Source organism: Actinoplanes sp. NPDC051633 (genome assembly GCF_040681735.1).
Lineage (GTDB): Bacteria > Actinomycetota > Actinomycetes > Mycobacteriales > Micromonosporaceae > Actinoplanes.
On record NZ_JBFAZH010001308.1, the window covers coordinates 1 to 2,019 of the forward strand.

3 protein-coding genes are annotated in these 2,019 nt (G+C 71.7%); 1 reads left to right on the top strand and 2 read right to left on the bottom strand.

Annotated elements, in window-relative coordinates; all coding sequences use genetic code 11:
- The coding region (locus AB0M20_RS40390; RefSeq protein ID WP_364306457.1) for a hypothetical protein at positions 1-339 on the top strand (339 nt) is incomplete at its 5' end.
- On the opposite strand, the gene AB0M20_RS40395 is transcribed toward AB0M20_RS40390, so the two are convergent.
- A complete protein-coding gene (locus AB0M20_RS40395) occupies positions 336-1,010 on the bottom strand; it encodes a response regulator transcription factor (protein WP_364306459.1) in 675 nt (224 codons plus the stop codon). The two genes, AB0M20_RS40390 and AB0M20_RS40395, sit on opposite strands and share 4 nt — an antisense overlap.
- Positions 1,007-2,019, bottom strand: a 1,013-nt coding sequence (locus AB0M20_RS40400; RefSeq protein ID WP_364306460.1) for a sensor histidine kinase, incomplete at its 5' end; no start/stop codon positions are given. The genes AB0M20_RS40395 and AB0M20_RS40400, both read right to left, overlap by 4 nt.

The following is a 2,019-nucleotide window of genomic DNA, read 5'->3' on the forward strand; positions in this document are numbered from 1 at the left end:
CTCCGGCTTCCCTTCCCCGGCAGCAAGCGCAACAATCCGGACGCACCGCCGACCCCCACCCAGGCCACGGTGACGGTCGCCCGCCCGTATGCGCTGATCGACGTCTTCCCGCACCGCGGCGACGACGGCGGCAAGGCGACCGCCGAGGCGGCCCGCGTCAAGCTCGCGAACGCCGGCATGCCGGTCAAGCTGGTCGACAGCCTGACCTCGAACGAGCTCGCCGACCAGGGCACCGGGTTCTGGGTGCTGCTCCAGGACGGCTTCCCGACCCCGGAGGCCGCCCAGGCCTTCTGCACGCAGTGGAAGCTTGTCGCTCCTAAGTGCACGGTCACCCCCTAGCCGATCTCCGCATTACCGGGCCGGACGAGTCCCGCCTCGTAGGCCGCGATCACCAGGTGGACGCGGTCCCGGGCGTCGAGCTTGGTCAGCAGCTTGCCCACGTGTGACTTGACCGTCGGCATCGTGACCCGCAGACGATCGGTGATCTCGGTGTTCGACAAACCCTCGGCGACCAGCCGCAGCACCTCCTGCTCGCGTTCGGTGAGGGTGTCGAGGCTTCGGGTTGGCGCGGCCGGACTGTCGGGCCGGGCGACGAATGCCTCGATCAGCTGCCGTGTCGCGCTCGGCGCCAGGATCGACTCGCCCGCGTGCACCAGCGGGATGGCGGCCAGCAACTCGTCGGGATGGCCGTGCTTGAGAAGGAACGCGCTGGCGCCGGCCTGCAGGGCGCCGACCACATATTGCCGCAGGTCGAAGGTCGTCAGCATGATGACCCTGGTGTGCGGCGTCCGCGCGGAACGGCAGATGAGCCGCGTCGCCTCGATCCCGTCCATCTGCGGCATCTGGATGTCCATCAGCACGATGTCGGGCAACTCACGACGCGCGACCGCGACCGCCTCCCCGCCGGTCGACGCCTCCCCGACGACCTGCACCCCCTTGTCCTGCTCCAGGAGAAGGCGGAAGCTCGCGCGGACCATCGTCTGGTCGTCCGCGATGGCGACCCGGATCACCGGACATCCTCCAACCTGGCGCGGACCGTCCAGCCCCCGTCCGGACCCGGCCCGGCGTAGAACTCCCCGCCGTACAACGCCACCCGCTCCTCCATGCCGACCAGGCCCTGACCTCCCTCTCCACGGCCGGCCAGCGCGCCGGCGCCGTCATCGCTGACCTCCACGCACACCCCGTCCACCCGCGTCTCGACGCTGACCCGGCACCGGGTCGCACCGGCGTGTTTGAGCACGTTGGTCAGCGACTCCTGCACGATGCGGAAGACGGCCGTGCCCAGCCCGACCGGCATTTCGAGCGAACCGCTGCGGACGAACTCGACCCGCAGGCCCGTGGATGCGGCGGCGTCGATGAGCCCGTCGAGATCCGGGCCGTCCGGGTCGGGCTCGGGGTCCTCCGCGGCGCGTAGCGCACCCAGGGTGCGCCGCATCTCGAGCAGGGCGGTGCGACTGGTCGCCTCGATGACCCGCAGCGCCTCTCGCATCTCGTCCGGACGGTTGTCGGCCACGTGGTTGGCGATCGTCGCCTTCACCGAGATCAGGCTCATGCTGTGCGCGACGATGTCGTGCACCTCCCGCGCGATCCGCATCCGCTCCTGGTCGACCGCCCGCGCCGTGGACAGCTCGACGGCTCGGGCGGCCTGGGCCCGGCGTTCCCGCACGGTCCAGCCGAGCGCCCAGCACGACCCGATCACCAGCATGCTGAACGCCGCCCCGGCCGCCCCCGGGCCGGACGGCGACGACTCCACGAACATCTGCGCGGCCAGCACGGTGACGACGGCGGCGGCCGCGATCACCGGCGAGCGCCGGCCGCCGACGCTCGTGCCGACTATGTAGAGCACCATGCCCACGGCCACCAGGGGCCCGGCCGAGGCATAGTCGGGAACGACGCCGGTCACCAGGGCGGCCGAAGCCACGACGACGACCGTGACGGCCGCGGCCAGAGGCCAACGCCGCCGGACCAGGGTGGGAGCGCTCAGCAGCACGGCCGCCAGGAGGGTGACCCCCGCGGGCT